Annotated in this window: 17 protein-coding genes and 1 pseudogene; 8 read left to right on the forward strand and 10 right to left on the reverse strand. The window is 70.1% G+C overall.

What is annotated here, in order from left to right:
• Positions 1–224 precede the first annotated feature (224 nt).
• Entirely contained in the window at positions 225–2,561 is a 2,337-nt protein-coding gene (locus tag Q4V64_RS49975; protein WP_124444862.1) for a Tat pathway signal sequence domain protein, read from the forward strand.
• 55 nt (positions 2,562–2,616) lie between these two features.
• Positions 2,617–4,518, forward strand: coding sequence for a glycoside hydrolase family 97 protein (locus Q4V64_RS49980; protein WP_172629554.1), 1,902 nt, complete (start codon positions 2,617–2,619; stop codon positions 4,516–4,518).
• A gap of 469 nt (positions 4,519–4,987) precedes the next feature.
• Here Q4V64_RS49980 and Q4V64_RS49985 read toward each other — a convergent pair whose 3' ends face one another.
• Genes Q4V64_RS49985 through Q4V64_RS49995 form a run of 3 tightly spaced genes read right to left on the reverse strand, consistent with a single transcriptional unit; the run spans position 4,988 to position 8,173 of the window.
• Positions 4,988–6,259: a sugar ABC transporter permease gene (locus Q4V64_RS49985; RefSeq protein WP_124444863.1), complete on the reverse strand. Its 1,272-nt coding sequence runs from the start codon at positions 6,257–6,259 to the stop codon at positions 4,988–4,990.
• A 5-nt stretch (positions 6,260–6,264) separates the two neighbouring features.
• Positions 6,265–7,047, reverse strand: coding sequence for an ATP-binding cassette domain-containing protein (locus tag Q4V64_RS49990; RefSeq protein ID WP_124444864.1), 783 nt, complete (start codon positions 7,045–7,047; stop codon positions 6,265–6,267).
• 37 nt (positions 7,048–7,084) lie between these two features.
• Entirely contained in the window at positions 7,085–8,173 is a 1,089-nt protein-coding gene (locus Q4V64_RS49995) for a substrate-binding domain-containing protein (RefSeq protein ID WP_124444865.1), read from the reverse strand.
• Positions 8,174–8,455: 282 nt separating this feature from the next.
• Between Q4V64_RS49995 and Q4V64_RS50000 the strand changes: the two genes are divergently transcribed.
• The 4 genes from Q4V64_RS50000 (at position 8,456) to Q4V64_RS50015 (ending at position 14,251) form a co-directional block, all read left to right on the forward strand.
• On the forward strand, positions 8,456–10,990 hold the full coding sequence (locus Q4V64_RS50000) for a SpoIIE family protein phosphatase (protein ID WP_124444866.1): 2,535 nt from the start codon (positions 8,456–8,458) through the stop codon (positions 10,988–10,990).
• Positions 10,987–12,096: a substrate-binding domain-containing protein gene (locus Q4V64_RS50005; RefSeq protein ID WP_124444867.1), complete on the forward strand. Its 1,110-nt coding sequence runs from the start codon at positions 10,987–10,989 to the stop codon at positions 12,094–12,096. The genes Q4V64_RS50000 and Q4V64_RS50005 overlap by 4 nt, the downstream gene beginning before the upstream one ends.
• 84 nt (positions 12,097–12,180) lie before the next feature.
• Positions 12,181–12,939, forward strand: coding sequence for an IclR family transcriptional regulator (locus tag Q4V64_RS50010; RefSeq protein ID WP_124444868.1), 759 nt, complete (start codon positions 12,181–12,183; stop codon positions 12,937–12,939).
• Between the two features lie 118 nt (positions 12,940–13,057).
• Positions 13,058–14,251 (forward strand): PP2C family protein-serine/threonine phosphatase, encoded by a 1,194-nt coding sequence (locus Q4V64_RS50015; protein WP_172629555.1) that lies wholly within the window; start codon positions 13,058–13,060, stop codon positions 14,249–14,251.
• 294 nt (positions 14,252–14,545) lie between these two features.
• On the opposite strand, the gene Q4V64_RS50020 is transcribed toward Q4V64_RS50015, so the two are convergent.
• On the reverse strand, positions 14,546–15,667 hold the full coding sequence (locus Q4V64_RS50020; RefSeq protein ID WP_124444869.1) for a glycosyl hydrolase 53 family protein: 1,122 nt from the start codon (positions 15,665–15,667) through the stop codon (positions 14,546–14,548).
• Positions 15,668–15,952: 285 nt separating this feature from the next.
• Here Q4V64_RS50020 and Q4V64_RS50025 point away from each other — a divergent pair, with 285 nt between their 5' ends.
• Together Q4V64_RS50025 and Q4V64_RS50030 are read left to right on the forward strand one after the other, a co-directional pair.
• Positions 15,953–18,007: a discoidin domain-containing protein gene (locus Q4V64_RS50025; RefSeq protein WP_124444870.1), complete on the forward strand. Its 2,055-nt coding sequence runs from the start codon at positions 15,953–15,955 to the stop codon at positions 18,005–18,007.
• A 74-nt stretch (positions 18,008–18,081) separates the two neighbouring features.
• Positions 18,082–18,693, forward strand: a complete 612-nt coding sequence (locus Q4V64_RS50030) for a hypothetical protein (RefSeq protein WP_124444871.1) — start codon at positions 18,082–18,084, stop codon at positions 18,691–18,693.
• 23 nt (positions 18,694–18,716) lie between these two features.
• Here the strand turns inward: Q4V64_RS50030 and Q4V64_RS50035 are convergent, their stop codons facing one another.
• From Q4V64_RS50035 to Q4V64_RS50055, 6 genes and pseudogenes are all read right to left on the reverse strand, one after another.
• Complete coding sequence (locus tag Q4V64_RS50035; RefSeq protein ID WP_124444872.1) at positions 18,717–19,763, reverse strand: oligopeptide/dipeptide ABC transporter ATP-binding protein; 1,047 nt, start codon at positions 19,761–19,763, stop codon at positions 18,717–18,719.
• Positions 19,756–20,721 carry an ABC transporter ATP-binding protein gene (locus Q4V64_RS55830; protein WP_253267450.1) on the reverse strand — a complete coding sequence of 322 codons (966 nt, stop codon included), beginning with the start codon at positions 20,719–20,721 and terminating at the stop codon, positions 19,756–19,758. The genes Q4V64_RS50035 and Q4V64_RS55830 overlap by 8 nt, the downstream gene beginning before the upstream one ends.
• Positions 20,722–21,429: 708 nt before the next feature.
• A pseudogene (locus tag Q4V64_RS55835) lies at positions 21,430–22,296 on the reverse strand (ABC transporter permease); the annotation flags it as partial.
• A 14-nt stretch (positions 22,297–22,310) separates the two neighbouring features.
• Positions 22,311–23,237 carry an ABC transporter permease gene (locus tag Q4V64_RS50045; protein ID WP_124444873.1) on the reverse strand — a complete coding sequence of 309 codons (927 nt, stop codon included), beginning with the start codon at positions 23,235–23,237 and terminating at the stop codon, positions 22,311–22,313.
• Between the two features lie 15 nt (positions 23,238–23,252).
• On the reverse strand, positions 23,253–24,746 hold the full coding sequence (locus Q4V64_RS50050) for an ABC transporter substrate-binding protein (protein ID WP_216377710.1): 1,494 nt from the start codon (positions 24,744–24,746) through the stop codon (positions 23,253–23,255).
• Positions 24,747–25,036: 290 nt separating this feature from the next.
• Positions 25,037–25,615, reverse strand: coding sequence for an SDR family NAD(P)-dependent oxidoreductase (locus Q4V64_RS50055; protein ID WP_124444876.1), 579 nt, complete (start codon positions 25,613–25,615; stop codon positions 25,037–25,039).
• Position 25,616 lies beyond the last annotated feature (1 nt).

The following is a 25,616-nucleotide window of genomic DNA, read 5'->3' on the forward strand; positions in this document are numbered from 1 at the left end:
GGCTTCCAGGAGTCGCGGTCACGTCGGCCGCGTTCGGAGGGATGCTCGCGCCCGACTGCGCGGTTGACGTCTTTTTCGCCAGAGCCGGCAGAAAAGATCTCCTCAATACATCGGAGGAGTCAAGTACCTCTGATGCTGTTGAGGTCATTGACAGGCACAGAGAGCCTGCTAGGTTGCCCGATACACCCGATGTATCGATGATCCGTCAGGTCTGGAGGACGAAGATGACCTCACAGCCGGAGCAACGTTCGAAGGTGGCCCGCAGAGCCGTACTCGGCACCGCGCTGGGCGGCGCCGCGGCGGCGGCCCTGCCCGGGGCGGCCCACGCCGAGGGGCCGTTACAGACGGTGCCGTCCGTCGCTGGCGGGCCGGTGACCGGGGTCGGCAGACGCCCCTGGAGACTCCGCGACACCATGACCACCGACGGCGCCTGGGCGAGGTTCCTGCGCGGCCAGGACCTGCTGTGGGCCAGGCTGCCCACCCGCTGGTACGAGGGTCCGTTCCTCGGTGACGGGCTGCTCGGCAGCATGGTGTATCAGGAGCCGGGCACCAACCAGATCCGTTTCACCGTGCAGCACGGCCGGGTCCAGGACCACCGCCCCGAGTTCGGCAGCACCTGGGGCACCTGTCGCCTGCCGGTAGGACACCTCACGCTCGAACCGGTCGGCACCATCACCGCCGTCGACTGGCGGCTGAGCCTGTGGAACGCCGAACTCACCGGCACCGTCACCACCACGGCGGGCACCCTCCACCTCTCCGCCCTCATCCACGACGAGGTCCTGGCCGTCCGCACGACCGCCGACGGCGACGAACAGGTCGTCTGGACGTTCCACCCCGAGGACGCCATCAGCCCCCGCAAGATCAGCGAGGCCCCACCCACCGGCTACACCGCCAACCCGCCCTGGACCACCAGGACCACCACCGACGGCACCGAGCAGGTGCTCCAACCCCTCACCGGCGGCGGCCAGACCGCCACCGCCCTCCACCGCATCGGCGACGACCTGCTGCTCAGCGTCGGACACAGCTTCCCCTCCGACACCGCCGCCGAGGCCGATTCGCTGCGCAACCTGCGGCGCGCGACGTCGTACGGCGCTCTCAGGCGACGGCACATCCGCTGGTGGCACGCGTTCTACCGGAAGAGCTTCGTGTCGTTCCCCGACCGGCGGCTGCAGAGCTTCCACTGGATCCAGCTCTACAAGGTCGCCTCCGCCAGCCGAGCGGACGGCCCTGTCATGGCCACCTCCGGGCCGTGGCTGGAACCCACCCCGTGGCCCGCGGTCTGGTGGAACCTCAACATCCAACTGGAGTACTGGCTCATCCACGGCTCCAACCACCTGGAACTCGACGCGCTCGCCACCACCCTGCGCCAGAACCAGGAACAGCTCATCGCCAACGTGCCCGCCGCCTACCGCGCCGACAGTTCCGGCGTCGGCCGCAGCTCCGACATGTTCGCCAACCGGGCGGTGGGCGAGCCGGGAACCGGCACCGAGGTCGGCAACCTCACCTGGGCCCTGCACAACGTCTGGCTGTCCTACCGGCACTCCATGGACAAGTCCCTGCTGCGCGACACGATCTACCCGGTGCTGCGCCGGGCCGTCAACTACTACCTGCACTTCCTCACCCCGGGCAGCGACGGCAAGCTCCACCTGCCGAGCACCCTCTCGCCCGAATACCCCGTCGTACCGCCGCAGGACACCAACTACGACCTGGCCCTGATCCGCTGGGGCTGCCGGACACTCGTCGAGTCCGCCGAACTTCTGGGTATCGACGAGGAGTTGATCCCACGGTGGAAGGAGGTGCCGGCCAGGCTCACGCCGTACCCCGTCGACGACAACGGCTTCATGATCGGCGCCGACACCCCGTACGCCCAGTCCCACCGCCACTACTCGCACCTGCTGATGGTGTACCCGCTGTACCTCGTCAACTGGGACCAGCCCGAAAGCCGCGACCTGATCGCGAAGTCGGTCGCCCACTGGCACGCGCTCACCGGCGCCCACCGCGGCTACAGCTACACCGGCGCCGCCTCGATGTACGCGATGACCGGCGACGGCGACACCGCGATCACCTACCTGCGGAAGTTCTTCGACCCCACCACTCGCTACCCCTGCCAGGCCAACACCCACTACACCGAGGCCGGTCCGGTCATCGAGACTCCGCTGTCCGCCTCGCAGTCCCTGCACGACATGTTCTGCCAGAGCTGGGGCGGCGTGATCCGCGTCTTCCCGGCCGTCCCCACCGCATGGGCGGACGTCACCCTGCACGACTTCCGCACCCAGGGCGCCTTCCTGGTCAGCGCCGTCCGCCAGGCGGGGGCCACCCGGTTCATCCGCGTCAGAAGCCTGGCGGGCGAGCCGCTCAAGCTCCGCCACGGCCTCACCGGCTCGCTCACCGTGCTGCTCGACGACGGCAGCCCGGCCCGCACCGAGGACCTGGGCGCAGGCACCCTCGCCATCGACCTGCCCAAGGGCCGCGAGGTACTCGTCCACTCCGGCTCGGGCCCCGACCTCGTCATCGCGCCCGTCGCCGTCGGCGATCCGGGCCCGGCCTGGGGACTGCCGTAGCGACATTCCGCAGGGATCCACGCACCGCCCCACCTCATCAACAGGGAGGGTTCTCATGGTGGTTCCGATCAGAACCGCGGTCGCCGCGCTCTGCGCCGGGCTGGTGGCCACACTTCTCACATCCGGCCCCGCTCGGGCCGAACAACGCGAGCATGTCTGGACCGTGTCCGGACCCGGGCACGCCTCGGCGCATGAACCGAGAGCGCGCATATCCCTGGACGACACGACCGGCACCGTCAGTCTGTCGGTGAACCGGGGAGGGCATACGGTCGTCGAGCCGTCGCCCGTCGGCATCGTCACCGAACAGGCCGACCTCTCCCAGGACTTGCGCTTCCTGCACCGCAAGGACCGGCTGATCGACGAGCGGTACCGGGCGAAGTCCGGCAAACGACTGGACCGCCGGGTCCGCATGAACGAGACACGCCTGTCGTTCGCCACCCCCGCCGGCGCCCGGCTCGACCTCGTCGTCCGCGCCTCCGCCGACGGCGTCGCCTACCGGTACGTCCTGCCCGCCGGGTACGGCGACGTGCTCGGCGAGACCTCCGCGTTCAACCTGCCGCCGGACGCGAGCGCCTGGCTCGGCACCTACCGGGCCGACAACGAGGGCCAGTTCGCCCAGTACACCGCCGCGACCGCGCCGACCGGGGAGTACTCGGACCAGGCGCTGTTCGCGACCGACGGCGGCTACACGTTGCTCGCCGAGTCCGACCTCACCGGCACGTACTCCGGTGCCAGGCTCGCCCACGACCAGGGCACCGGCACCTACCGGATCGAGCTCGCGGACGACCGCGTCCACACCGACGGCCCTCTCGCCACCCCTTGGCGGGCCATGGTCACCGGTGACCTCGCCACCGTCACCCGATCCACCTTCACCGACGACCTCGCCCCCGCCTCCAAGGTCGCCGACTCCTCCTGGATCCGGCCCGGCACCGTGCTGTGGACCTGGCTCGCCGGCGGCCGCCCGGCCGGCCAGAGCCTCGCCGCGCAGAAGGCCTACGTCGACTACGCCGCCGAGCGGAACTGGCCGTACGAGGCCGTCGACGCGGGCTGGTACTTCAAGACCGACGAGTGGGACACCACCGACCCGAACTGGCAGACCAACAGCTGGATGCCCGAACTCGTCGACTACGCGCGAGCCAAGGGCGTCGGCATCATCGTCTGGATCCACCAGCGTGACCTCGACACACCCGAGGAACGCGCCCAGTGGCTGCCCACCCTGGAGCGGTGGGGCGTCAAAGGCGTCAAGATCGACTTCATGGACTCCGAGGCGCAGCCCATGCTCCGGTGGTACGACACCATCCTCCAGGAGACCGCCGCTCACCACCTCATGGTCAACTTCCACGGCTCGACCGTCCCGAAGGGCATCCAGCGCACCTGGCCCCAGGTCATGACCCTGGAGGGCGTCGCGGGAGAGGAGAAGCGAACCAACACCGCCGCCCACCTCACCACCCTGCCCTTCACCCGCAACGTCATCGGCTCCATGGACTTCACCCCCGGCGCCTTCCAGCGCGTCGGCCTGCGCCCCAACTCCGACGCGGCCGAGGTCGGGCTCACGGTCGCCTACGAGTCGGGCCTCCAGATGTTGGCGGGCACCCCCGAGTCGTACGACGCCCGGCCGCTCGCCCGGGACTACTTCGATCAGGTCCCCGCGGCCTGGGACGACACCCGGCTGCTCGCCGGCCGCCCCGGCCAGGAAGCCGTGCTGGCCCGCCGCAGTGGCGACCGCTGGTTCCTGGGCGGGGTGTACGCCGGCACCGCCCGCACCGCCGAGGTCCCGTTGACCATCGGCCCAGGGCGGTGGCTCGTCGAGACGATCCAGGACGGCACCGACGGGCTCGTCCAGAACCGGCGGATACTGCGAGGCGGCGACACGCTCGGCGTGGACGTCGTCGCGGGCGGCGGCTTCGCCGCGATCGCCTGCCCCTGGCGCGCGGGCGTCACCACCTGTTACCGCTGAGCGCCGTCGTCCCGGCGGGCCGGATACACGGTGGTTCGCCGGGACGGCTGTTCAGACCAGTGAACGTTGCTCACGTGGTTGTGCGGCGGCGCGCCCTTGAAGGGACCAGCATGAGTGTCTCCCGGCGTACTGTGCTCACTTCGGCGGCCGGTGCCGCGGCGTTATGTGTTGCGTCGACACCAGCCGCGTCCGCGTCCGCGGACACGACCGCAGGCCGGACACCGGCACCGACCCTGCGGAAGCTCCACTCGGCGGTGATTACGCCGTCGACAAGATGGCCGACTCGTACGACTTCGACCCGGACAGCGGCGCGCCGATCGGTCTACCGGCGCACCAAGAACCCCGAGTTCCTGGCGACCGCTCGCAAGCTCGCGGACTCCGCTGGAAGGCATCCTGCGGGTGCTGGAGGCGCTGGTCGGCCCGCGCTGGAGTCCAGCTTGCCGCCGGGCGGCTCCTCCAGCAAGGGACTTCAAGCCCGCCCGTGTGCCTCCTGCGTGCGTCGCGACAGCGAGTCGATGACCACCGCTGCGAAGAGCACCCCGCCCGTGATGATGAACTGGACGGCGGCGGGGGTGTCCGTGATCGCCATGCCCGAGGCGATCGACTGGATGACCAGGATGCCGAGCACCGCGGACCAGGTCGTACCGCGTCCTCCGAACAGGCTGGTGCCACCGATGACGGCTGCCGCGATGGCGTTGAGCAGGAGGACGCCCGAGCCCGAGCCCTGGCTCACCGAGGTGATGCGGGAGGCCAGGAACAGGCCGCCGACCGCGGCCATGGTGCCCGAGACGGCGAGCACCGCGGTCTGCACGCGGATCACGCTGAGGCTGGCGCGCCGGGCCGCCTCGACGCCGCCGCCGAGTGCGTAGACCTGCCGCCCGTAGTGCGTGCGGCGGAGAATGATGTCGAGGCCGGCCACCACCACCAGGAAGATCAGGAGCGCGAGCGGCAGACCCTGGAAACGGTTGAGCAGATACGCGGCGGCGAACGCGATCGCCGCGAGTGCTCCCGTGCGCACCGCGATTCCGCGGAGCGAGCGGTGTGGCATGCCCACGGCCATGCGGCGCCGCCTGTCCTGGTGGGAGACGAGGAAGACCATGCCCGCGCCGATCGCGGCCACGCCGTAGGCGGCGGCGTCATGGGTGAAGTAATAGCTGGTCAGCTTGGCGACAAGGCCGTTCTCGTCGAGGTTGACGGTGCCGCTGGTCCCGAGGATGTAGAGCATGAGGCCGTTCCAGGTGAGCAGCCCCGCGAGCGTGACGACGAACGCCGGTACCCGGGCTCTGGCGAAGGAGAAGCCCTGGACGGCTCCGGTGACGGTCCCCACGAGCACGGCGATGATGAGGGCGAGCCATTCCGGCACGCCGTTGTTGACGTTCAGAACGGCGAAGACAGCCGCCGCGAGACCGCTGATCGAGCCGACCGACAGGTCGAGCTCGCCGAGCAGCAGCACGAAGACGATGCCGACCGCGATCAGGCCCGTGCCCACGATGTCCACGCTGAGATTGGACAGGTTCCGGGGGGAGAGGAAGTTCTCGTTGAGGGTCTGGAAGGTGATCCAGACCGCGGCGAGGACGAGGACGACGGGGAGCCAGCCGAGTTCTCCGGCGCTCAGCTTGCGCCGGAAGACGGCGACCCAGCTCTCCAGGGCACGGGCGATGGCCCGCTCCCGGTGCGGGGGACGAGCCTCGGTGCGCGGCGCGGTGGGTTCGGCCCGCGTGTGGTCCGCCATGTTGTGCATCCCTTTCACCATCCCGCCTCTTGCGGGGCCGGCCGGCGGGGCACGTTTTCCGTGGCGCCGGTGATGGAGGAGATGATCTGTTCCTGAGACGCGGTGTTCACGTCGAAGAAGCCGTTGTTGCGACCGAGCCGCAGCACGGCGGCCCGGTCCGCGAGCGCTTTGACGTCGCCCATGTTGTGGCTGATGAGCAGCACGCCCACACCGCGGTCACGCAGGTGGTCCACGAGGTCCAGTACCTCGGCGGTCTGCTCGATTCCCAGAGCCGCGGTCGGTTCGTCCAGGAGGAGGACCCGCGGCTCGCCGAGGAGCGAGCGTGCGATGGCGACCGTCTGCCGCTGGCCGCTGGACAGCGAGACGACAGGGGCGCGCAGATCGGGGACGGCCCTGGTCAGACGTTCCAGCAGATGTCTGGTGCGGCGCTCCATCTCCACCTCGTCGAGGAACCCGTACCTGCGGATCTCCCGTCCGAGGAACAGGTTGCCGACGACGTCGAGGTTCCCGCACAGCGCGAGATCCTGGTAGACGGTGGCGATGCCGAGGTCCCGGGCGTCGTGGGGGCGTTTGATGTTGACCGCCCGGCCCTCCCACTCGATGACGCCCTTGTCCGCGGGGGTGACGCCGGAGATCGCTTTGACCAGGGTGGACTTGCCTGCCCCGTTGTCGCCCAGAAGAGCGACGACCTGGCCGGCGTGAATCTCCAGCTCGATGTCCGAGAGGACCTCGACGACGCCGAAGCGCTTGCACACGCCGCGCAGTGCCAGCAAGGGGGGAGCCGGCAATGAAACCATCTCCTTCCCGGGGTCCGGACCTGGTCGGAACCGGCTGTCAGGTCAGCCCGGCCCGGTCGCAGGCGGCAGCGAGCTGGGGGGTGCAGATCTGCTCGATCGTGTACATGCCGTCCTTCACCAAGGTGTCCTCGATGGTGTCGACGGTCACGGACACGGGGGTGAGCAGCACGGCCGGAACGGTCCTCCCGTCCTGGGTCCTCACCTCACCCGTGGCGACCCGGTCGAGGCTTTCACCGCGGGCCACGTCCACGGCCATGGCGGCCCCGGCGGACGCCTCCGGTCCGAAGGGCTTGTAAACGGTCATGTACTGATCGCCACCGACGATGCGTCGCACGGCTGCGAGTTCGGCGTCCTGTCCGGTGACGGGGGGCATCGGGTCGACCTTGTTCGCTCGCAGGGCGGAGATGCTGCCCGCGGCGAGGCCGTCGTTGGCGGCGTAGACCCCGTGGATGTTGCGGACGCCGAGGGCGGAGATGGCGCCGGACATGTTCATGTTCGCGGTTTCGGTCTTCCACTGGTGCGTGTCGTAGGCCTTGCCGATCTTCACTCTCCCCTGGAGCACGGACAGTGCGCCCTTCTTGAACAACACCGAGTTGGGATCGCTGGGATCGCCGTTCATCGTGACGATCTGGTCGTCTCGCGCTCTGTCGCCCATGGCCATCAGCAGCGCCCTGGCCTGGAGCTTGCCGACCTCCTCGCCGTCGAACGAGACATAGCCCGAGATCGGGCCCTCGGAGAGCCGGTCGTAGGCGATGACCGGGATATCCGCATCGTTCGCCTTCCTGGCCGCGGGGCCGAGCGAGCGGGCGTCCACGGCCACCAGCACGATGGCATCGACCCCCTTGGTGATCATCGTGTCCATCTGCTCCTGCTGGGCGGCCACGTCGCCCCCGGCATTGCCGTGTTCGACCGTGCACTCGTCGCACAACTCTTTGACCTTCTGCTCGAACAATGGCCTGTCCTGGGTCTCCCAGCGAGCCGTGGTGGAGTCCGGCAGCAGCAGAGCGATGTTCGGTGTGCTCCCTCCGTCGGAGTCGTTCCCGGCGTCCGCTCCGCAGGCCGCGAGAGCGACCGCCGTCGAGACCGCGGTCACGGCGACGGCCGCGTCCCGGATGCGGGCCTTCATGAGAGAGACCTCCCTTGTCCTTCACCTTGTGCGGCGAGGGAGCGCTCCGGCGCGGTGCGCGTGGGGGGAAGCGGCTCGCGTGCATCGCGGCGTCAAGGGTTCGCGTGCGCAAGACGACCACGTCGTCAGTTTGACACTGGCTGTGGTGATCTGCGAATGCTGACTGCCATCGAGGCAATTACTTACATCTGTCCTATTACGTCCCGTATGCGATTCTGGTACGTGGGTGCTCGGTCTCCACCTGTTGGTACCTGCCGCATGGACGGGAAGTAGGTCGCGGACATGCCTCATGACGGCCGTGCCCGGGCCGGAGTCTCCGAGCTGGGAGCATCCGGGGCCGGCGCCGCAGACACCGGTTCACCGACGCCGGTGCCGGAGGCCGCCGCGAGTGAGCGGGCCCTCACCTTCGCCGGAGTGGCGCTGGCCGCGGTCTACGTGCCCGGTACCGGGAAGGAAGAGCTCCTGCTGGTGGAGACGGACGGGTGCGCGACATCCGAGCACTGGCTGCCGGAGCGTCTGCCTCTGACCGGTGGTTCACCCGCGGCGCAGGCCCTGCGCACCGACCGGGCCCTGTGGCTGAACCCCGTGGCCCTCGCCGCCTACTCCGAAGGCGGGCCGACGCCGCCGCGAGCGGACGCGTCCCTCGCCGCGCTGCCACTGGGAATCGAGGGCAGGCGGCTGGGCTGCCTCGTCGTGGTGGGGCACGGCGCGGACGGCTTCGAGGCCGAGCAACGGCACTTCCTGGAGCGGTACGCCGACGCGGTCGCCGGCATGCTCCAGGCAGGGACCGGCGGTGCCGCGCCGTCGTCGCTGCTGAGTCCTGCCCTGCGGAGCCTGCGCGTCGGCTCGTTCGTCCTGGTGCCGGACACCGGTTTGGTAGACGCGGACGAGGCGCTGCTCGAGCTGGTCGGCATCAGCCCGGACGACTTCGACGGCAAGGCGGACACCCTGCTCGCGCATGCCCTGCCCGAGGACATGCACGCCCTGATGTCGGTCATCGAGCCGTCCACCCAGACGTTCGGTCGGCGGGAGCTGGAGTTCCGCGTGCGCCGCCCCACCGGTGAGATGCGCTGGCTGAGCCTGAGCTGCCGGGTGGTGGCGAGCACCGGCGGCGAGCCTGAGCAGGTGCTGGGCGTGGTGACGGCGACCTCGGTCCTGCGCCAGAGCCCCGACGACGTCTCCAGGATCCAGTGGCTGACGGCCGCACTCGACGATGCCGCAACGGTCCGTGACGTCAGCCGTGTGGTGGTCACCGCGCTGCGTGAGCCGCTGGGCGCCGACCGGGTGGCGCTCGCCGAGGTGCAGGACGACCGGCTCATGGTCACCGTGCTCGACCCGCCCAAGCCCGACGCCTGGCCGGAGGCATGGCGCTCCGAGTGGCGTTCGGAGTGGCCCGACGCACCGGTCAGCGCCCTGCCCACGCTTCAGCTGGCTCTGCGGGACGGACGTACGGATCTGTGGCCGGCCGGCACGGCCCTCGAGCCCGGACTCGCGGGCGTCGGCGCCGGAGGTCTGGCCGTCCTGCCGCTGCCCGCCAAGGGCCGGGTCGCCGGAGTGTGCCTGGTCGGCTGGGACGAGCCACACGAGTTCGTCCCCGAGGAGCGGTCCCTGCTGACCGCCACCGCGGCGCTCGTCGGGCAGGCCCTCAAGCGCGCGCACGAGCACGACGCGGAGCAGGAACTCGCGACGATGCTGCAGCGCAGTCTGCTGCCCAGGCGCCTCCCCGAGCTGGCCGGGGGGACGGCCGTCGCCCGCTACCTGCCCGCCAGACGGGGGTTGCAGGTGGGCGGCGACTGGTACGACGTCATCGCCCTCTCCGAGGACCGGGTGGCGCTGGTCATCGGTGACGTGCAGGGCCACAGCGCCGGAGCCGCGACGATCATGGGCCAGATGCGTACGGCGGTCAGGGCCTACGCGGTGGAGGGCCACCCGCCCGACGTGGTCGTCTCGCACGCGAACCGACTCCTCGTCGGTATGGAGACCGACCTGTTCGCCACCTGCTGCTACGTCGAACTGGACATGGAGCAGGGAAACACTCTGTTCGTCCGGGCCGGGCACCTCTCACCGATGCTGCGGCACCCCGACGGCAGTACCGAGGAGGTGCAGGTCGAGGGAGGGCTCCCGCTGGGCATTCTCGCGGAGGCGGAGTTCCCCATGACCGCGGTCGCGCTGGCCCCCGGCACCGTGCTCGCCCTGGTCACCGACGGCCTGGTGGAGGCCACCGACCTGCCGCTGGACGAGGGCATGCGCCGGACGTGCATGGCGCTCGCCGCGGCCGATCCGGCGGATCCGGGGCGGATGGCCGACGAACTGCTCGGCGACGTCGACCGTCGTGAGGACGACGTGGCGCTGCTGCTGCTGCGCTACGACGGCATGAAGACCCGGCCGATACGCGCCGGCTGGGTGGTGTGGCGGCTGCCCGACGCCGTGATGCACGCCCGCCGGTTCACCGCGCGCACTCTGCGTCGGTGGAGGGTCGAGGACGTGGCCGACGAGGTGCTGCTGGTCGTGTCCGAACTGGTCACCAACGCCCTGGTGCACACCCAGGGGGCGGTCCGTGTCGACCTGACGCTGCGCGGTGACCGGGTGCGAGTCTGCGTGATCGACTCCTCGCCGCGTGCGCCCGCCAAGCCGGTGATCGTGGACTGGGAGTCGACCGGCGGCCGAGGCCTGCTGCTGGTCGAAGCGGTGTCGGAGGCCTTCGGCTCCATGCCGGTGGCCGGCGGCAAGCAGGTGTGGAGCGAGATCGTGGTGCCGCGCCGTGAGCAGGCTCCCGCGGACTCGCAGCCCCGGACGGAACAAGGGGACCTGTCATGAGGACTCGTACAAAGGGACCTGTCGGAAGGACCCGTACGCACCATGTCGTCGCGGCGCTCGTCGCGGGACTGATGGCGTGGTCCCTGGCCGCCTGCGGGGGAGACGGCGAGACGGGCGCGGACAGCTTCACCGTCGGCCTGCTGCTCCCGAGCCGAGCGGTCCCCCGCTGGGAGCATTCCGACAAGCCGTTGATCGAGAAGCGGGTGAAGGAGCTGTGTCCCCGCTGCACCGTGGCGTACGCCAACGCCGACAACGACGCGACCAGGCAGCGGGGCCAGGTGACCTCCATGATCACCAAGGGGGTCGAGGTGCTGATCCTCGACGCCGCCGACACCAGGGCGCTCCGCTCGTCGGTCCAGGAGGCGCGCCAGGCGGGTGTCCCGGTAGTCGCCTATGACCGGCTCGTCGAAGGCCCGATCTCGGGCTATGTCAGTTTCGACGGTGCGCAGGTCGGCAGGCTCCAGGGCGAGGCGCTCCTGAAGGCCATGGGCGACAAGGCGAACGGCGGGAACGTCGTCATGATGAACGGCGATCCCACCAGCCCCAACGCGGCGTGGTACAGGAGGGGCACGCTGTCCGTCCTCACGGGCAAGGTGAAGATCGCCAGGTCGTACGAGACCCTGGGCTGGAGCACGGATCGCGCCCACGCCAACATGTCCGCCGCCATCGCGGCCCTGGGCCCGCACCGGATCGACGGCGTCCTGGCGGCCAACGACTCCATAGCCGCGGGCGTCATCTCCGCTCTCAAGAGCGCCGGGGTCAGGCAGCTTCCTCCCGTCACCGGTCAGGACGCCGACCTCGATGCCGTGCGACGCATCGTCAAGGGCGAGCAGTACATGACGGTGTACAAGCCTTTCAGGACGGAAGCCGCCGCAGCCGCCGACATGGCCGTCGCCCTGGGGCGCGGGGAGGGCATCCGCGACATCGCCACGACGACGACCGACAGCCCCACCACCGAGGACATCCCGTCCGTCCTGCTCACTCCGAGCACGGTGACGGTCGACACCATCAGGCAGACACTCGTCAAGGACGGCGTGTACACCATCGACCAGATCTGCACCCAGCAGCTCCGGCCCGCGTGCGACAAGGCCGGACTCACACGGTGAGAACGCCGGTGAGGACGCCTTCCTGGCTTCCTGAGTCTGCCCACCCGCCTTGCCTGCGCCGTGTGCCCGGCGCACGCTGGTGGTATGGCTGCTCACGACGGCCCTACGCTCATCACTTCCGTGCAACGGGCCTTCCGTCTGCTGGAGGCGGTGAGCACGCATGAGAACGGCGCGCCGGCGAAGCAGCTCGCACGTGAGACGGGTCTGCCCCTGGCCACCGCCTATCACCTCCTGCGGACGCTCCTCCACGACGGTTACGTCCGGAAGCTGGACGACGGCGGGTTCGTCCTGGGGGACAAGCTGCAGACTCTGCACACCACAAGCCGTGGACAGGCGCTGCTCAGCCGCGTCCGTCCCACGCTCGCCGCGCTGCGGGACGAGCTCACGACCGCGGCCTATCTGACCTTCTACGAGGAGGGCGAGATCCGGGTCGCCGAGATCGTCGACGGTCCCCGAGCGCCCCGCGTCGACCTCTGGGTGGGATTCGAGGACGCCGGACACGCCACCGCGCTGGGCAAGTCCGTGCTGCGGGAACTGGACGAAGAGGCCCGCAAGGAATACCTCTCCCGGCACCACCTCGCCGACCTCACACCGAGGACGGTCACCAGCCTGCCGGAACTGCTGCGGCGGCTCGACGCCTCACCCGTGGCGCCGGCCGTCACGGACCTCGAGGAGTACGCCCTCGGCACGGTCTGCGTCGCCGTGCCCGTCTACAGCGGGAGCACACTCGGCTCGCTCGGCGTCTCACTGCCGGCGGACCGGCTGTCCCGGCTGCCCGAGATCCGGGCGCGGCTGATCCCGGCCGCGAGTCGCGTGACCAGGGGCCTTTCGCTCACTATCTGAAAATCCTCTCCTTGTGACGCTCGGGCCGAACCCGTTTCCTGGATGAAACGGGCATTTCAGGAATGCGCCCCGTGCACAGGTAATGCGCCCCGTACCAGGTTAGGACTGCGGAAGAAACATGAGTCAGGCCCGAGACCATGGCGGTGCCCACTGGCCGATGCGGCCGTTCAAGAACCGAGTGACCCGTCCCAGGGCGTCGGCCCGGCGGCGCGCCGTCGCACAGCTGGCCGCCGGGACACCCGTACTGCCCGTGCTGATCGTCTCTGTCGTCGTGCTCGTCGACCTCGTCGGCGGAGCGGGGATGATCTGGCTGCCGCTGCTCGCGGCCGGACCCGCGCTGGCCGCCACCACCAACGGTCCGCGCGGTGTCCTGTGCGTCGGCCTCCTCGCCGTGGTGCTGGGTGCCACGCTCGGAACCCGGGACGGTGTTCCGGGCCACGAGCTGGCGGCCGTACTGTCCGCCCTGGTCACCGTCACTCTGGCGAGCGGCCTGGCCAGCGCACTGCGCGGGCGTCGCGAACAGGTGCTCGCGGCCGTCCGCTCGGTCGCGGAGACCGCCCAGCACGCGCTGCTCAGGCCGGTACCGGCGACTGTCGGCCCGTTCCAGGTGGCCGTCCGCTACAGCGCCGCGGCGGCCGAGGCCCGTATCGGCGGGGATCTGTACGCACTGATACCCACCCCGTACGGCGTCCGGCTGATCGTGGGCGATGTGCGGGGCAAGGGGCTGCCGGCCGTGGGGACCGCGGCGCTGGTACTCGGTGTCTTCCGGGAAGCCGCCTACGACGAGCCGGACCTGCTCGCCGTCGTCGGCAGGATCGAACGGAGCCTGGCGCGCAACCTCGGCCCTGACGACTTCGTCACCGCCGTGGTCGCCGGATACCCGCGGGCAGGGCAACTGGAGGTGGTGAACTGCGGGCACGCGCCTCCGCTGGTGGTCCGCGCGTCGGGAGGCGTCGTGGCGGTGGAGCCCCCGCAGCCGGCCCCGCCCCTCGGGCTGCGCGCCCTCACGAGCCAGAGCCCCGGCCTGCAGGTAGTGCGCTTCGCCGACGGGGATCAACTGCTGCTCTACACCGACGGGGTCACCGAGGCCCGGGACCGCGACCGCGAGTTCTACCCGCTGCGCGACGGGCTGGCACGCCACTTGTCCGACGAGCCGGCGCGCACCCTCACCGCACTCCACGACGAACTGCTGGCCCATGTGGGCGGCCGACTGCACGACGACGCGGCACTGCTCCTGATCCGCAAGCCGGCCCTTGCCGAAGGCACGGTTCCCGGACCAACCGTTCCCGAAATGGCGGCCGACGCCCGATGACGGCCGTGCGGGTGCGCTGACGGCCGCGGGTCAGCAGGAGGGGTGCGGGAGTCCCCCTCCGGCGTCACCAGCCGGCCGCCGGCCCGAGTAGCCCGAGTCGGGAAGGTCCTCGTCGGGGCCCTGTCCGCAGGAGGTGATCAGCACCGGTGGGTTGCCGCGCGCGGCCTGCGCCCCGGCCCGGTGAGGAGCGAGAGCAGGTTGGCGCGGCGACCGGAGCGGCAGCGAAGACCGCGTGCCTCAATGCGAACGGCACCGCCCGGGGGGCGATGCCGTTCGTCGGGGATTCGCCGTCGCCTACGGCGTCCACTTGATGTTCGGGTTCACCTGGCCGGTCCAGTTGAAGATGGCCATGTTGTCCCAGCCGTTCCCGCTGTTGTTGATGTCGGCCGGATCCCAGCCGTTGCCCTTGACCGCGTACCAGGTCGGCTCCCAGTAGAAGACGCCGATCGCGCCGGCGTTGCGGGCCGTGTTCTGGACGGCGGTGAAGTTGTCGGCCTGGCCCTGCCAGGTGAGCGGGTAGCCCGAGCAGCCGGAGGTGATCGAGTTGCCGGTACTGTCCGCGTTCGCCGAGGTGAAGGGATAGGCCGTCTCGGCGATGACCACGTCCTTGCCGTACCGGGACTTCATGTCGGACACCACGCTGCCCATGTTGGCCGGCGTGCCGTGCCACGGGCAGTAGTAGGACAGCCCGGTGATGTCCCAGTTGACGCCCTTCGCCTTGATGCCGTCGTAGAACCACCGCGCATGCGCGTCGCTGTCCGAGTTGGCCGTGTGAATGATCACTTTGGTGCCGCTGTTGCACGCCTTGGTCGCGTTGTAGCCCGACTTGAGGAGCAGGCTGAGGTTGGTGAAGTCGTTGTTGACCACCTTGCCGTCGTCCCACAGCATGCCGACGTTGATCTCGTTGCCGATCTGCACGCTGTCCGGCGTGGTGCCCTGGGACTTGAGGCTGTTGCAGACGTCGTACGTGTAGTTGTAGACGTCCGTCTGGAGCTGGTTGATGCCGTGGCTCGCCCAGGCGGCGGGCTTGTACTGCTTGCCCGGGTCCGCCCAGGTGTCCGAGTAGTGGAAGTCGACCAGCAGCTTCAGCCCCTTGGCCTTGACCTGCTTCGCGTACGCCAGCACCTTGGCCTTGTTGTTGTATCCACTGGCCGGGTTGTTCCAGACCCGCAGGCGGACGTAGTTCACGCCGAGGCCCTTGAGGACGTCGAGCGGGTCCCTGGCGGTGCCGCTCGCGTCGTAGTACTTGGCGCCGAGGTCGAGGGCGCGTTGCGCGGTGGAGACGTCGGCGCCGAGCATGCTGAGCGAGCCCGCGGCGAAGGCGCTCGTGGGGGTGGTGAGCAGGGACGCGGGCAGGGCGACAGCCGCCATGAGCAAGGCGGCCTTCACTGTGCGGCCTGGACCGTTCACGGTCATCCCGAACTCCTTTGATCGAGACGTGGCGAAGTCGAGGCCTCGGGCCTGACATGCGCATGTAGGGGGCTTCCGTGAACGTTCACAGTAAGGGACGTGACAGGGGCTGTAAATATGTGTGTCAGTTGGATTTCATACAGGTGGTGAGCTCATATGACCTGTAGGGAGCGTGGGTACGTGCACAGCCAAAGCTCGGTCGCGCGGACTATTGACTTTGAATACAAGCCATGGCGATCCTCGTCGCATATCTTGCTCCGGTCATGACAAGTCGGCGATGTGGGAGTGACCATGGCACGACGCCCGTACCGCAGGCGCAAGGACGTCACCGTCCTGTCCCTGCTCCTCCTCGTGCTGGCCATGGCCCTTGGCCCCACGCCGAGTTCGGCGGCCGGCACCGACTGGTGGACTCCGACAGCGCGCCCCGCGCCGGACTCTCGGATCAACGTCACCGGCGAGCCGTTCAGGGGCACGAACTCCGCGGGTGAGGTGCGCGGCTTCGTGGACGCCCACAACCACGTGTTCTCCAACGAGGCGTTCGGCGGCCGGCTCATCTGCGGCAAGCCGTTCTCCGACAGGGGCATCGCCGACGCGCTCAAGGACTGCCCCGAGCATTACCCGGACGGTTCGCTCGCGATCTTCGACTACATCACGCACGGCGGCGACGGCAAGCACGACCCGGTCGGCTGGCCGACGTTCAAGGACTGGCCGGCGTACGACTCGATGACCCACCAGGCGAACTACTACGCCTGGATCGAACGCGCCTGGCGCGGCGGACAGCGGGTCCTCGTCAACGACCTCGTCACCAACGGCGTGATCTGCTCGGTCTACCCCTTCAAGGACCGTGGCTGCGACGAGATGACCTCGATCCGGCTGCAGGCGAAACTGACGTACGACATGCAGGACCACATCGACAAGATGTACGGCGGCCCCGGCAAGGGCTGGTTCCGCATCGTCACCGACAGCGCGCAGGCCCGCGAGGTCGTCCGACAGGGCAAGCTCGCCGTCGTCCTGGGCGTCGAGACCTCCGAGCCGTTCGGCTGCAAGCAGGTCCTGGACGTCGCCCAGTGCGACAAGGAGGACATCGACAAGGGCCTCGACGAGTTGTACGACCTGGGTGTGCGCAGCATGTTCCTGTGCCACAAGTTCGACAACGCGCTGTGCGGCGTCCGCTTCGACGAGGGCGGGCTCGGAACGGCCATCAACGTCGGGCAGTTCCTGTCGACCGGCACCTTCTGGAAGACCGAGAAATGCACGGGCCCGCAGCACGACAACCCGATCGGTGGGGCGGCGTCGGATGCCGAGGAGGACCTCCCGGACGGCGTGGAGGTCCCGGAGTACGACGAGGACGCGCAGTGCAACGTCCGTGGTCTCACCGGTCTCGGCGAGTACGCCCTGCGCGGCATGATGAAGCGTCAGATGATGGTCGAGATCGACCACATGAGCGTCAAGGCGACCGGTCGGGTCCTGGACATCTTCGAGGCCGAGTCGTACCCCGGCGTGCTGTCCTCGCACAGCTGGATGGACCTGAACTGGACCGAGCGGGTCTACTCCCTCGGTGGCTTCGTCGCCCAGTACATGCACGGCTCCAAGGAGTTCGGTGAGGAGGCCGAGCGCACGGACTCGCTGCGCGAGAAGTACGACGTGGGCTACGGCTTCGGCACCGACTTCAACGGCATCGGCGACCACCCCGCCCCACGCGGCGCGGACACGGCGAACCCGGTGAAGTACCCCTTCCGCAGCGTCGACGGCGGCTCCCTCGTCGACAGGCAGACCACCGGCGAGCGCACTTGGGACTACAACACCGACGGCGCCGCCCACGCCGGCATGATCCCGGACTGGATCGAGGACATCCGGCTCGTCGGCGGCCAGGACGTGGTGGACGACCTCTTCCGAGGCGCCGAGTCCTACCTCGACACCTGGGGCGGTACGGAGCAGCACCGGGCCGGAGCGAATCTCGCCAAGGGCGCCTCGGTCACGGCCAGTTCGTCGGAGGCGAACCCGTTCACGAGCTACGCGCCGGGCCGGGCCGTGGACGGCGACGCGGACACCCGCTGGGCGAGCGACTGGGGCGACGACCAGTGGCTGCGGATCGACCTGGGCTCCACGCACCCGGTCCGGCGCGTCACGCTCGACTGGGAGCGCGCGTACGGGACGTCGTACCGCATCGAACTCTCCACCGACGGCGTGAACTGGCAGCCCGTCTGGTCCACCACGACCGGCGACGGCGGCCTGGACACGGCACGGTTCACCGGCACACCTGCCCGCTACGTCCGTGTCCAGGGCCTGGACCGTGGCACCGACTGGGGATATTCGCTCCGTGAGGTGGCCGTCCACGGCGGCTGACGACGCATACGGGCACCAGTTTGCCGTCATCCCTCCACCCGACGGCCCAACCCCCCCCACAGGAGGACACCTCAATGAGTCCCACGGTCTCGCCCTGGCGCAACACAGCGGTCGTAGCCGCGCTGGCAGCCGCCTTGCTGGCCGGTCCCGGTGTCGCACAGGCCGTCCCGCAGGCCGCTCCGGCGTCCCAGGAGCAAGTGGCAGCGGCCAGTATCACCTGGACCCTGGAACGGGCGAGCAACCCCACCCAGGATCAGCAGACGGCGTACAACCTCATCACGTCGGCCATGAATGCCGCGGTGGCCCGGTACAACAACCTGAGCGATCTCGGGAAAAGCATCACCGTTCGCTACGACCCGGGCGTGCCCACCGCTGATGGCAACATCAACGGAACCATCCGCTTCGGCAACCGCGGCTATATGACGGAGAGGACCGCGCTGCACGAGATCGCCCACACCATAGGAGTGGGCACGAGTTCCGGCTGGTCCTCCCTTGGCGGGGGAGGCACCTGGCGCGGCGCCGAGGCCACGGCGCTCGTCAAACGGTTCGACGGCTCGAACGCCACGCTGTCCACCGGTGGGGGGCATTTCTGGCCCTACGGCCTCAACTACGAAAACGAGTTCTCGAATACGGCGGCCGATCGCCACGTCCAGATCGTCGCCGCCATGGTTCGTGACGGTTTGTAACCAGAGCCGCTCGGAGTCGATGCTCAGAGCCGATGCCTGGGGGCGGTAACCGTCCCCAGGCTCGTCGGCGCCCCGGCGGTTGTCCCCTCCAGCGGGAAGTGGCATGCCGCCGTGTGGGGCAGCGCTCCGGGCCGGGGCGTGGGGGCTGCCTCGGCGCAGATGTCCTGCGCACGCCAGCACCGGGTCCTGAACCGGCACCCGGACGGCGGGTCGGCCGGTGAGGGGATCTCGCCGGTGAGCAGGATGCGCTCCCTCTTCACCCCGCCCCCGGCGGCCAGGGACGGGGCCGCCGACAGCAGGGCCGCCGTGTACGGGTGGACAGGCCGCTCGAAGACCTCCTCCGACGGGCCCGACTCGACGATCCTGCCGAGGTACATCACGGCCACGCGGTCGGCCACGTGCCGCACCACGGACAGATCGTGCGAGATGAACACGTACGACAGTCCCAGCTCGTCCCGCAGATCGCACAACAGGTTCAGGACCTGCGCCTGTACCGACAGATCCAGCGCGGAGACGGGCTCGTCGCAGACGATGACCTCGGGCTCCAGCGCCAGCGCGCGGGCGATCCCGATGCGCTGCCGCTGCCCTCCGGAGAACTCCTGCGGATAGCGGCGGGCGTCGGACGCGCGCAGCCCGACCATCTCCAGCAACTGACCCACGCGCGCCGCCCGTTCGGGTGCGGGCACGAGATCCCGGTGCGTACGCCAGGGCTCGCCGATCAGATCCGCCGCGCACAGCCGGGGGTTGAGCGAGCCGAACGGGTCCTGGAAGACCATCTGCACCTTGCGCCGCCAGGCGAGCAGCTTCGCACCCGACAGCGAGAACGGGTCCACTCCGTCGAACCGTACGGTGCCCTCGTCGGGACGCTCCAGCATCAGCAGAATCCTGGCCAGCGTGGACTTGCCGCAGCCGGACTCGCCCACCAGGCCGAGGGTCTCCCCGCGTCCCAGGCTGAGATCCACCCCGTCGACCGCGCGCAGCCTGGTGCTGCCCTTCGCGGTGCGCGGAATCGAGAAACTCTTGACCAGGCCGGTGGCCTCCAGCAGTGTCTTCGTCCCCGGCTCAGGCATCGGCCAGTTCCTTCCCGAAGTGACAGGCGGCGGCGCGGTCGGCTGCCGTTCCGGTCAGCGGCGGCCGGTGCGTGGCGCACACCTCGCGGGCGATCGGACAGCGCGTACGGAAGGCACAACCGGTCGGCACGGAGCGCGGGTCGGGCGGGCTTCCGGGGATGGAACTCAGCCGGGAGCCCTTGTGCTGCTCGGCCGGTACCGACTCCAACAGCCCCTGGGTGTACGGGTGGTGGGGCTTGCCGAACACCTCGGCCACCGGCCCGGTCTCCACGACCGTACCCGCGTACATCACGGCGACCCGGTCCGCGTGCTCGGCGACGAGCCCGAGGTCGTGGGTGATGAGGACCAGAGCCATCCGCTGCTCGCTCCGCAGTTCGCCGAGGAGGTCCATGATCTGGGCCTGCACGGTGACGTCCAGGGCCGTCGTGGGCTCGTCGGCGAGCAGGACCTTCGGCCGCAGCGCCACCGCCATCGCGATCAGCAGCCGCTGGCGCATCCCTCCGGAGAACTGGTGCGGGTAGGCGCCCGCGCGGGAGCGCGCCTCCGGGATGCCGACGCGTTCCATCAGCTCCACGGCCTTCGCCCGCGCGGCGCGCCGGGACATCCGCTCGTGGATGCGGAACGGTTCCGCGAGCTGCGCCCCGACCGTGTGGACGGGATTGAGCGCGCTGAGCGCGTCCTGGAAGACGATGCTCAGGCCGGGGCCGGCGAGCCTGCGCCTGGCCTGTGGCCCGAGACCCAGCAGGTCCTCGCCGTCCAACCGCGCCTGCCCGCCCACGACTTCGGCGGCCGGATCGAGCAGACCCGCGACGGCATGGGCGGTCATGCTCTTCCCGCATCCGGACTCGCCCAACAGGGCCAGGGTCTCGCCGGAGCGCACGGCGAAACTCACGCCGCGTACGACGGGGACGGGCCCGGCGGGCGTGCGGATGTCGACCGACAGGCCGTCCACGGCCAGGGTGTCGGGTCGCGTCGGTGCGGGGGCCGGAACCGGTGCGGGCCCGCTGCGCTCGGCGGCTGCAGTCGGGTCGGCCGGCGTCCGCGCCACGGCCGAGGTCGGCTCGCTTCCCGATCCCGGCGGGGTGGGGCTCGGCTCGGCCCCGGCCGCGACTTGGGTTGGCCCAGTGGGGCTTCCCGGCGTGACTCGGGTCGGCTCGGTCGGGATTCCGGGAAGGCCTGGGGTCGGCTCGGTGGGGATGCCGGGAAGGCCTGGGGTCGGCTCGGTGGGGATGCCGGGAAGGCCTGGGGTCGGCTCGGTGGGGATGCCGGGAAGGCCTGGGGACGGCTCGGTCGGGAGGCCCGGCAGGACTTGGGTCGGCTCGGTCGGGAGGCCCGGCAGGACTTGGGTCGGCTCGGTCGGGAGGCCCGGCAGGACTCGGGCCGGCTCGGTCTCCGGCGCGTCCGAGGCCGGCTCGGTCCCCCGCGCGACTGAGTCCGGCTCGGTCCCAGGCGCGACGGAGTCCGGCTCGTTGTCCCTTGCGGGCACGACAAGGGCCGGCCGGCCCTCAGCCCCCGCCGGGATCGCGGCCGGCTCGGTCGCCATACCGCGGCCGGCACCCGTGCCCCCGGTCACCGGACGAGGGCGCGACGGCCGCCGCCCGCCGCGTCGCAGCCCGTGTCGCCATCGCTGGCCCGGGTCGGTCGAGAGGCGGGCCCAGGCGGCGAGTACCGTCGCGGACACGGTCGTGACGACGATGGCGAGGCCGGGGAAGACCGCGATCCACCACGCGCTCTGCAACTCCTGTCGGCCCTGAGCCACCATCAGCCCCCAGCTCACGTCCGGCGGCTGGATGCCGATCCCCAGGAAGCTCAGCGACGACTCGGTCAGCATCACGAAGCAGAAGTCGAGGGCGGCGACGGTGAGCAGGGTGGGCAGGACTGTGGGAGCGACATGGCGCCGGATGGTCGCCCAGCTACTGGTGCCGAAGGTGCGGGCGGCGTCCATGAACAGCCGGCTGCGCAGTTCGGCGGACTCGGCCCGCGCGGTGCGCAGATAGACGGGGATCCGGGCTACGGCGAGAACCACGACGATGCCGGCGGCGCTCGGCGAGAAGACGTACAGCACGACCACGGCCAGCAGCAGGGAGGGGAAACTGAGGATCACATCGGCGGTCCGCAGCGACACGTTCTCCCGCCATCCGCCGTGGTAGCCCGCCCACATGCCCCAGACCGAACCGACGACGAGTGAGCACAGCACAGCGGGCACGGCCACCGACAGCGTGGTGCCGGCCGCCGCGATCAGCCGGGCGGCGACGGGGCGGCCCAGGGAGTCGCTGCCCAGTACGAAGGCCCAGCCGTGGTCGAGACTGAACGGCGGGCGGCCCGGATCGCGCAGGTTCTGACGCGTCGCCAGATCCCCGATGAGATAAGGGCCCACTACGGCGGACACCGCCACGGCGAGCAGAACCAGCGCCGCCGCGAAGGCGAACCGGTCCTGCAGGAGCAGCGCGGGCCACTTGCGCCGCACCGCGGCCCGGTCGGACCCGAGGGCGGGCTCCTGGTCCTGGCCGCTGTTCTTCTCCATGCGCAGCATGTCGCCTCCCTGACTCACGCCGCCGCCCGCTGCCGCACCCGCGGGTCGAGGAGCGCATGGCAGATGTCCACCAGGATGTTGAGCGCGAAGATCACCAGAGCCGTCAGCAGTACGGCGGCCTGCAGTACGGCGAAATCCCGCTGAAGGACCGAGTCGATCATGAGCTTGCCGATGCCGGGCCAGCCGAAGATGGTCTCGACGACCACGGCCCCGTTGACCAGCCCGACGGCGAGGTCACCCGCGACGGTGAGCGCCGGTGCGGCGGCGTTGCGCAGGGCGTGCCCGAAGACCACCCGCGACTCACGGGCGCCCTTGGCGCGCGCCACTTTGACGTACGGGGCGGTGAGCGCGGAGACCATGGCGCCCCGCACCACCTGGACCAGCACGCCGAACGGGCGGATGAGAAGCGTGGCCACGGGCAGGACCCAGGCCGCCGCGCCGTTCGTGCCGGAGGTGGGAAGCCAGCCCAGCGTCACCGCGAAGACCAGTACGCCCATGATGGCGAACCAGAAGTCGGGAACGCTCGCGGCCGTCGAGGACAGGAAGCTCGCGATCCGGTCGGTCGCCGAGTTGGGACGGTAGGCGGCCAGGCTCCCGATCACCACGGCACCGACGATGGCCAGCAGCATCGTCCACCCGGCCAGCTGGAGGGTGGCGGGGAAGGCCCGCAACACGGCCTCGCCCGCGGGCTGGGCGGTGCGCAGCGATTCGCCGAAATCGAGCTGGGCGACCTGGGCCAGGTAGTCACCGAACTGGGTGATCAGCGGTTGGTCGAAACCGTTGCGGGCGGCGAACTCGGCCCTCATCTCGGGCGTGGCGCTGAGCGGTAGGTACAGATTGGCGGGGTCTCCGGTGAGGCGGGCCAGGAAGAACACGCCGAGGACCACGACCAGCAGGGGGATGACGCTGGAGACGGCTCGGCGGCGCAGCATGGTGAACATCCGTCCGCTCCTCCCTCAGTCCGCGTGGCGCATGTCGGCGAGCCGCATCTCGTCGTTGGTCGCCGAGTCGGGTCGGTAGCGGACGTCTGGGGAGAGGGCGAGGATGCCGGTCATGTTGGCCATTACGGCATCCCGTACGACCTGGTCGTTCTGGAGGGCGAACGCGTCCGCGAACGCCTTCTGCCGCTCCAGGCCGGAGGCGAGCTGCGCCTTCGCTATCGCCGCGTCGAGTGGGCGGGTGCCGTAGCTGCTCTGGGCGCCTTCGCTGCCGTAGATCTGGCCCATGGTGAACGCGGCGTCTCCCGCCTGGTTGCCGTGCTGCGCCTGGAGGAGGGTGGGGCCCGCGCCGCCCGGGAAGGGGCGCAGCAGGTACTCCAGCCAGGCGTTGACGTCGAGCATCCTGATCTCGACCTTCAGTCCTGCCTTGAGCAGGCCGTCCTGCACCACCTCCATCGCCTCGGCGGCCTTCGGATAGATGCCGTTGCGGCCGATGATGGTGATCGTGGTGTCGGTCGGCACTCCGTCGGCGCGGGCCTCGGCGACCAGCTCCTTGGCGCGTTCGGGGTCGTACGGCCACGGCCGGATCCGCGGGTTGTACCCGGTGACGCCCTTCGACACGAGCTGCCCGCTCGGCCGGCCCGCGAAGACCGCGGTGACCAGTCCTTCCCTGTCGATGGCGTAGTTGACGGCCCGGCGGACCCGGATGTCGTCGAGGGGCGCCTTGGTGGCGTCCATCCGGACGTAGGAGACCTCGTTCGTGGCGAACTCGACCGCACGGTCGCCCGCCCCGTCCTCGGGCGCGAGCCCGATCGCGACGTCCGCCTCGTCGTTGGTGACCATGGCCGCCCGGACGCTGCCCTCGGCCCGCCACACGTACTTGGCCGCGGCGAACTCGGGCGCCTTGCCCCAGTATTGGGGGAAGCGTTTCAGCCGCAGGAAACGGCCCTGGCTCCACTCGTCGATCCGGTACGGTCCGGTGCCGATCGGCTTGCGTACCCGCGATCCGGGATCGGTACTGGTCGGCACGATCTCCACGAAGGACAGGCGGAGGGGGAGGATCGGGTCCGGACTCCCTGTCGAGACCTCAAGCGTCGTGTCGTTGACGGGAGTCGCGGAGACTTCCGTGTCCGTGAAGATGTAGCCGTCGACGTTGCACTCGATGTCCGAGTCCGTGGCGCGCTTGATGGAGAACGCGGCCGCCGCGGCCGTGAACGGCGAACCGTCGTGGAATTTGACCCCCTCGCGGAGGGTGAAGGTCCATGAAGTGGGCGAGGTGCGGGTCCACTTGGTGGCCAGGGCCTGTTCCAGCTGCCCGGTGGAGGGATCGCGCTCGGTGAGCGCCTCCGTGATGTTGGCCCGCGTCACGCGGCCCGTCGCGGTGAGCGAGGCATCACACGGTTCGAGGGTGGGTGGCTCCTCGGGCAGGACGATGCGCAACGTGTCCGGGCCTTCGCCGGTGGGATCGGCGCCGGCGACCGAGCACGCGGAGACGGCGAGGAGAACGACCACGGACGTGAACGCGCCCGACGCCCGCCAACGGCGGCGACGGGCGATGGAACGAGTGGGCGTTAAGCCTGAAACCGCCACTGTGCCTCCGCGCTGGTCGAGGCGATCAAGGAGCCCTGTCCATAAGGAAAACCGGCGTTTAGATATGTGGACGCACACATTATTTGTTCGGCGAGGGCGGACACGTCAAGACCTGCGGACCGCTTTGATCCTTCGGTCGAACTCGCGGTTGAGGAGCGGCATCAGTACGCTGCCGAAGCGCGCCAAGGCCCGGGTGCCCGTGTCCGGGCAGATCACGAAGCGACTCCGCTCGATGCCCGCCACGATGGCCGCCGCGACCTTCTCCGCCGTGAGCGGCTTGATCGTGCCGCCGACCACGCGGGTCTCCTCCGGCTTCCACCGGTTCTCCTCGGCGAGTTGCGGGGACCGCGCACGGCGAACTTGGCCGGTCCGTACGCGCTGTAGCCGAAGATCCCGACCAGCCCGGCGGCGGACGACACCGCGACCAGGCTGCCACGCCCGCGCTCCACCATGCCGGGGGCGACGGCCCGCAGGGCGTACAGCGTCCCGAAGTAGTCGACCTCCATCATCTGCCGGAAGACCTCGTCCGGCAGGTCGAGGAAGTGCCCCGGCCGGGCGAGCCCCGCCGAGGTGATCAGGACGTCGCAGGGCCGTCCCTGTTCCTCCTCCAGTTCGGTGATGGCGCGCGTGACGGCCGCCCGGTCGGCCACGTCGGCCACCCGCGCGGCGGCCGCGAGTTCCCTCGCGGCCGCCTCCAGGCGCGCCCGTCCCCGAGCGATCAGTGACAGCCGCGCGCCGCGCCACCCAGGCCCCGGCCGGTACGGGGACGGAGGTCTGCTGCTCGGCGGCATA

Origin of the sequence: Streptomyces sp. NL15-2K (assembly GCF_030551255.1) — a bacterium.
Taxonomy (GTDB): Bacteria; Actinomycetota; Actinomycetes; order Streptomycetales; family Streptomycetaceae; genus Streptomyces.